Here is a 6115-nt window from a genome sequence, read left to right on the forward strand (position 1 = left end):
CTCAGGCGAGGAAGGCAAAGCGCCGGGCAAGACTCTCCCAGGCGGCTTCGGAGCCTGCGGCCAGCAGAACGCCCTTCGGCCGCGCCGCGTCGTAGGGCGAGCCGTCAAGGAAGCGCGCAACCCCGCCGGCGCCCTGAACTGCCAGCACGCCGGCAGCATGGTCCCAGGGATGCGGCGTCGGCCCGGACAGGGCGAACTCGGCATGGCCCTGTGCCACCATGCGGTATTCGTGCAGCGCGCAGCGCAGCGAGGTGATGCGCAGGAAGTCCGGGAATTCGGCCACGATCCGGGCCCGCTCCTCCCGCCGGTAGAGGCCAAGCGGCATGTAGCCGGTCAGCCGTCCCGGCCGTGCCTCCCGCGAGCTGCGCAGGATGCGTTCCCGACCGTCGGCCGAGACGAGCCGTGCCGGTTCTCCGACGGCGGCCTCGATCCAGTCGTCCATGACCGGGTCATAGAGCAGGCCCCAGACCGGCTTTCCGCCCCGCAGCACGGCCAGAAGTACCCCGAAGAGCGACAGGCCCTTGGCAAAGTTCCAGGTGCCATCCACGGGATCGACAATCACGCAGGGATCGGCCGTTCCCATCTGCAAACGGAGCGACGGATCGGCGGCGACGGCCTCTTCGCCCAGCACTGCCGCTTCGGGCCAGGCGGCGCCGACACGCTCGCGGATGAGGGCCTCGGCCTCGGTGTCAGCCAGCGTCACGAGATCGGCCGGTCCGCTCTTGGTGGCGATCTGCGAGGGATCGAGCGCCCGGAAGCGGGGCATGATCGCCTCGCGCGCGGCATCCCGGACAATACGGAGAAGCAGGGCCCGCTGGTCCTGCGTGATCGGCGCGGCGGCCTGGCCGTCGGCTCTGGACAGCCCGTCGGGCAAGGGCATGATGCAACCGGTCCGCTGGGAGGTTGAAGGATCCGTCGGTGCACCTATATGGCTGCTCCGGCTGACTGGCAAGGCGAGGGGCCGGACCCGCCGTCTTGCCATGCCATGCATGTCAAGCATGACAGCCATGCCGAATAAGCAGGCCTATTGCGGCTTCGGATGGGCATAAGTGCGCCGGGCTTCGCGGCAACCAAGAGCAAGAACTAGGCAAAGGAAGCATCATGACGGACTTCATCGACGCCACGGCGTACAACAACGAGCAGGGCAACCGTGCGCGCAAGCTGTTTGCTGCTGTGGTTCTGGCTGCGCTCGACGACGCCATCGCCGACGACAAGAAGTTCGGGAACGGCCCGGAGCAGATCGCGCGCTGGGCGCGCTCCAAGGACGGGCGCGAGGTGCTGACCTGTGCCGGCATCGACCCGACCGAACGGGTCGTCCAGGGGCTGATGGACTTCGTGGCGCGCGGTGTGCGGACCTCGGTCGCCCTCTCGCGCGAGGAGAGCGAGCGTCGCCACGCAGCCGAGCTTGCCGAGATCGTCTCCGGCGGGGGCGGACGCGCTCGCGCCGCCTGAGGACAGGCCGGGCGGATTGCTCTGGCGCGGCCTTTCGGGCCGCGCCTTTTCGTATGGAGCGGCAGGCATGGCGCGCGCCGTGATGATCCAGGGGGCCGGCTCCAATGTCGGCAAGAGCCTGCTGGTTGCCGGTCTTGCACGGGCCTTCCGCAGGCGGGGCCTCGGCGTTGCCCCGTTCAAGCCCCAGAACATGTCGAACAATGCCGCGGTCACGGCCGATGGCGGCGAGATCGGCCGCGCCCAGGCCCTGCAGGCACGGGCGGCCGGACTCGACCCCCTTGTCGACATGAACCCCGTCCTCCTCAAGCCGGAGACCGAGACCGGGGCCCAGGTGATCGTGCAGGGCCGGCGTCTCGCCTCGGTCCGGGCACGGGATTACGCAGTCCTGAAGCCGTCGCTCATGCAGCCTGTGCTCGAAAGCTTCCGGCGCCTTGCAAAGGCGCATGACCTCATCCTCGTGGAAGGGGCCGGAAGCCCCGCCGAGATCAATCTGCGGACGCATGACATCGCCAACATGGGCTTTGCCGTCACCGCAGGCGTGCCCGTGATCCTGGTCGGCGACATCGACCGCGGCGGCGTCATCGCCCAGCTTGTCGGCACCCATGCCGTGCTGGATCCGGGCGACCGGGCGATGATCCGGGGCTTTGCCGTCAACAAGTTCCGTGGCGATCCCGCCTTGTTCGAGGAGGGCCGCCGGGCGATCGAGGAACGCACGGGCTGGTGTGCCCTGGGGGTGGTGCCCTGGTTCGAGGAGGCCTGGCGCCTTCCCGCCGAAGACATCCTCGACCTGTCAGCCCGTCCGGCCGGTCATGGCGGGACGGTGAAAGTGGCCGTCCCGCGCCTGCCGCGGATCGCGAATTTCGACGATCTCGATCCCCTGACGGCCCATCCCGGTGTCTCGGTGGAGATTGTCCCGCCCGGGCGTGCCCTGCCGGGTGATGCCGATCTGGTGATCCTGCCGGGATCCAAGGCGACACTGAGCGATCTCGCCGCGCTTCGCGCCGAAGGATGGGATATCGACCTGCTGGCCCATCGCCGCAGGGGCGGGCATATCCTCGGATTCTGCGGCGGATATCAGATGCTCGGGCGGCGGATCGAGGATCCCCTGGGGATCGAAGGCCCGCCGGGCGGCGCGGACGGGCTCGGTTTTCTCGACATCACCACCGTGATGACGCCCCGCAAGACCCTCGGGCTTGTCTCGGGCCGGCATCCGGCAAGCGGCTCAGGCCTGCGCGGTTACGAGATCCACATGGGACGAAGCAGCGGCCCGGACTGCGCCCGCGCCTGGCTGTCCGTCGAAGGCAGACCCGAAGGCGCCGCCAGCGCCGATGGACGGGTGCGCGGCACCTATCTCCATGGCCTGCTGGGCTCGGATGATTTCCGCGCCGCCCTGCTGGCCGAACTGGGGGCCAAGCCCGAGCCCTTTGCCTGGGATGCCGCGGTGGAAAGCGCCCTGGACGGGCTGGCCGATCATGTTTCGCGGCATCTGGATCTCGAGGCGATCCTCGAAATCTCTGGCCGGGTCTGAGGCTCAGTCGTCCCGGCTTTCGAGGATGCGGAAGACCTCGCGCCGGACGAGGCGGCGGATGTTGCGCGTCATGCGCTCGCCAAGCTCGCCCTGCAGCTCTTCACGCACCACTTCGGCAATCAGACGCCGCAGACGGTCATCATCGAGCGCCGGGGGGGGGGGCGGCGGCGGGGCGGCACGACTCCCGGCATGGCGGGAAGACAGCGCGGTCGCCGCAGCCGGCCTGGTCAGCGGCTGCCATTCTTCTGCCGCATCCCCGCTGGCATCCTGGCCTTGGCCCTCCTGCGGTTCGGACAGGGGGCTGGCGATCTCAGCGACCCCGCCGGCGGCGGAAGGCTCGGGGGGATCCACCGGCAGGAAGGGGGACGGCTCTGCGTCGAGCGGGTCGGCAGGGGCAGGATGCCGGTGATCACGCAGCAGCTCGGAGACGGACTCGGCCACCGCCTGGGCGATGATTGCAGGGGGTTCAACCGCCTCTGCCGGAGTTTCGCGGATGACCGGATCGGGCGGCGCCACGCGCAGGGCCGGTGTCAGCAGCAGCCTGCCGGGGCCCGGCGACCGGGGAGCCTCTTCCAGGACCAGTCGCCGGATCGAGGCCAGGACATCGTCTCGCGACTGGAAAGGGACGGGATTGGACATGGCCTCCTCCTTGCGGATGAAACCTAGACCGGATTCGGCTCCGACGCCAACCGATGGCAATCACGGGACATCCCATGGTCCCGGTCTTGCGGCACGGGGGCCGCACCTCGGCAAGGAGGCCGGTCAGCGATCCGCCCCGATCGCCTGGAGAACACGGTCAAGGGCACGTCCCTGTTCCGACATCGGCGAAGGGGCGTCGTCAACCAGATCATAGTAGACCGTGGGATCGTAGAGCTGCACCGCCAGGCCCAGATCGCGGGCCGTCAGCAGGCCCATGGCCGAAAGAAGCGTGTAGCTGGCGACGATCTCGTCCACCTCGGCAGAGATCAGATTCGCACGGGCGTCAAGCAGCTCCTGTTCGGCATTGAGCACATCGAGCGTGGTCCGTGCCCCCAGCGTCGCCTCCTCCCGGACGCCGTCGAACGCAGTTTGCGCCGCGCGCACCTGCGCCTCATAGGCCAGCCGTCCGGCACGCGCAGACTCGAGATAGGACCAGGCATTGCCCACATTCTGTTCGACCTGGCGCGCCGCCTGCAGCAGCCCTGCGCGGGCAGCATCGCGGCGGGCCATGAACTGCCGGATCTGGCTCGCAAGCCGGCCGCCCTGATAGATCGGTCCTTCGGCGGTGAGCGAGAGCGCCGCGCTCTCCTCGAAATCCTGATCGATCCGCAGCTGCCCGCCGAGCGAGACTGTCGGTCTTGTCGCCGCTCGGGCACGGGCGATCCCGATTTCGGCCGCGGCAACCTCGTGCTGGGCCTGCAGGATGACGGGATGGGTGCGCTGGGCGATGGCCTTGGCCTCGGCCAGCGAGCCGGGCAGGCGGGCAAGAGGGGCAGGGGCCAGGGACCCCGGCGCCCGACCGACCGCGGCCTGATATTCCTCGATGGCGCGGGCCAGGGCACCCTGTTCGGCGGCAAGCTGGCTCTGGGCCGCGGCAAGGCGGGCCTCGGCCAGGGACACATCCGTCCGCGTCACCTCGCCCACATCGAAACGGTCCTGCGCAGCCCGCAGCTCCTGCGTGATCAGCCGCAGGTTGTTCTGACGCAGATCCACGAAGGCGCGCACCCGGCGCACCTCCATATAGGCCTGCACGACGCGCAGCAGGACCTGCTGCTCGACCGAAAGGAGGCTCTGCCGGGTTGCCAGGACGATCTCCTTCTGCGCCTCGACGCCCAGTTCGCGCGCGCCCGAATCCCACAGGGTCAGGCTGGCCTGAAGCCCCAGACCCGCCGTCACCGCCGCCTCGCCCAGCGTGTAGCTGCTTCCCAGGGGAGAGGGATCGGGCCATGTCGTGCTGAGATTGGCCTGCCAGTTGACGATGGGACGCAGCGTCGCGACGGCCTGTGCCACATCCTCGTCCGCGGCACGCAGCAGGGCACGGTTCTGTTCGATCAGGCCCGATGTCTCATAACCCCAGGCGAGAGCATCGGCCAATGTCTCGGCCCGGACCGTTCCGGTCGCGAGCACCGCCATGGCAAGCGCCCCTCCGAGCAGGACTCCGAGACGATGACGCATGGGCTGCCCCCTTCCACGGATCCTAGAAGACAAAGACACGCGGGCGTTCAAAGCCCGGCAGGACGGGAGCGCCGGCATTGAAGACATGGCGCCAGTGCAGCCGGCCGGCCTCCTTGCGCCCGAGCCGGGCCGCGCCGACCCCGTCCTCGAGGAACAAGGCGGCGATGCGACCATCCTCGGCGAGTTGGGATTCGATCGCCTGAGGCAGGACTTCGATGGCCCCCTCGACGAGAATCGCATCGAAGGGCGCCCTCGACGGAGCCCCTTCGGTCAGCGGGCCCCGGATGACCCGGGCTTCCCCCTCAAGAAGGGCCTCGGCCCGGGCGGCGCGATCCGGATCGTCCTCAAGGGCCGTCACCTCTGCCCCCATCCGCGCCAGCAGGGCCGCCGCATAGCCGAAGCCCGTGCCCAGATCGAGGACGCGTTCGCCCGGACGAACATCCAGCGCTTCCAGAAGCTTGCCCAATGTCCTGGGGTCCAGGATCACCCGTCCCGGCGCGAGATGGAGATTCTCCCCCAGATAGGCCGCCTCGATCCGCTCGGGGGGCACGAAGTTCTCGCGCGGCACATGCAGCATGGCTTCGATGATGGGAAAACTCGTGACCTCCGAAGGGCGGATCTGGTTGTCCACCATCAGTGTCCGGCGTGTGGCAAAGTCGGGCAAGGCGGCGCTCCGTGCTGGCCTCGAATGCGTCGGGTTTCCTGCGCAGTGATGGCACAGCCACGACGGGTCAGCAATCGGCCCCGCCCGGCGCCCTTGCACCCTTGCCGCCTCTCATGTATCCCCGCCACGCCGGCGGGTTGGCGGAGAGGTTACGCAGCGGATTGCAAATCCGTGTAGACCGGTTCGATTCCGGTACCCGCCTCCAGCCTTTCCGGTATGCCTGCTCTGTCCTGCGCCGCCTCGGCCATCGGCAGAAGACGACGGCGCCGATCCATTCCGGGCGGGGGTCACGTCCGTCAAGCTGGTGTAAATTCCTG

6 protein-coding genes and 1 tRNA gene are annotated in these 6115 nt (G+C 68.9%); 3 read left to right on the forward strand and 4 right to left on the reverse strand.

Translation table 11 applies throughout. From position 1 onward, the window contains the following. Position 1: 1 nt before the first annotated feature. Positions 2-880 (reverse strand): inositol monophosphatase family protein, encoded by an 879-nt coding sequence (locus RUTHE_RS00495; protein ID WP_021096253.1) that lies wholly within the window; start codon positions 878-880, stop codon positions 2-4. Between the two features lie 221 nt (positions 881-1101). On the opposite strand from RUTHE_RS00495, the gene RUTHE_RS00500 reads away from it, so the two are divergent. Together RUTHE_RS00500 and RUTHE_RS00505 are read left to right on the forward strand one after the other, a co-directional pair. Beyond that, complete coding sequence (locus RUTHE_RS00500) at positions 1102-1452, forward strand: DUF6280 family protein (protein ID WP_021096254.1); 351 nt, start codon at positions 1102-1104, stop codon at positions 1450-1452. A gap of 67 nt (positions 1453-1519) precedes the next feature. Then, complete coding sequence (locus tag RUTHE_RS00505) at positions 1520-2980, forward strand: cobyric acid synthase (protein ID WP_021096255.1); 1461 nt, start codon at positions 1520-1522, stop codon at positions 2978-2980. Positions 2981-2983: 3 nt separating this feature from the next. On the opposite strand, the gene RUTHE_RS00510 is transcribed toward RUTHE_RS00505, so the two are convergent. The 3 genes from RUTHE_RS00510 to RUTHE_RS00520 form a co-directional block, all read right to left on the reverse strand. Next, entirely contained in the window at positions 2984-3619 is a 636-nt protein-coding gene (locus RUTHE_RS00510; protein ID WP_021096256.1) for a hypothetical protein, read from the reverse strand. A gap of 123 nt (positions 3620-3742) precedes the next feature. Continuing rightward, on the reverse strand, positions 3743-5134 hold the full coding sequence (locus RUTHE_RS00515; RefSeq protein WP_040644819.1) for a TolC family outer membrane protein: 1392 nt from the start codon (positions 5132-5134) through the stop codon (positions 3743-3745). Positions 5135-5156: 22 nt separating this feature from the next. Further along, positions 5157-5798 (reverse strand): protein-L-isoaspartate O-methyltransferase family protein, encoded by a 642-nt coding sequence (locus RUTHE_RS00520; protein WP_021096258.1) that lies wholly within the window; start codon positions 5796-5798, stop codon positions 5157-5159. A gap of 131 nt (positions 5799-5929) precedes the next feature. Here RUTHE_RS00520 and RUTHE_RS00525 point away from each other — a divergent pair. After that, positions 5930-6003, forward strand: a tRNA-Cys gene (locus RUTHE_RS00525). Positions 6004-6115: the final 112 nt, after the last annotated feature.

Source organism: Rubellimicrobium thermophilum DSM 16684 (assembly GCF_000442315.1).
Classification (GTDB): domain Bacteria; phylum Pseudomonadota; class Alphaproteobacteria; order Rhodobacterales; family Rhodobacteraceae; genus Rubellimicrobium; species Rubellimicrobium thermophilum.

Excerpts from the sequence above, each read along its gene's own strand:
- RUTHE_RS00495 (WP_021096253.1), bottom strand. The coding sequence starts at position 880 with ATGCCCTTGCCCGACGGGCTGTCCAGAGCCGACGGCCAGGCCGCCGCG.
- RUTHE_RS00500 (WP_021096254.1), top strand. The coding sequence starts at position 1,102 with ATGACGGACTTCATCGACGCCACGGCGTACAACAACGAGCAGGGCAAC.
- RUTHE_RS00505 (WP_021096255.1), top strand. The coding sequence starts at position 1,520 with ATGGCGCGCGCCGTGATGATCCAGGGGGCCGGCTCCAATGTCGGCAAG.
- RUTHE_RS00510 (WP_021096256.1), bottom strand. The coding sequence starts at position 3,619 with ATGTCCAATCCCGTCCCTTTCCAGTCGCGAGACGATGTCCTGGCCTCG.
- RUTHE_RS00515 (WP_040644819.1), bottom strand. The coding sequence starts at position 5,134 with ATGCGTCATCGTCTCGGAGTCCTGCTCGGAGGGGCGCTTGCCATGGCG.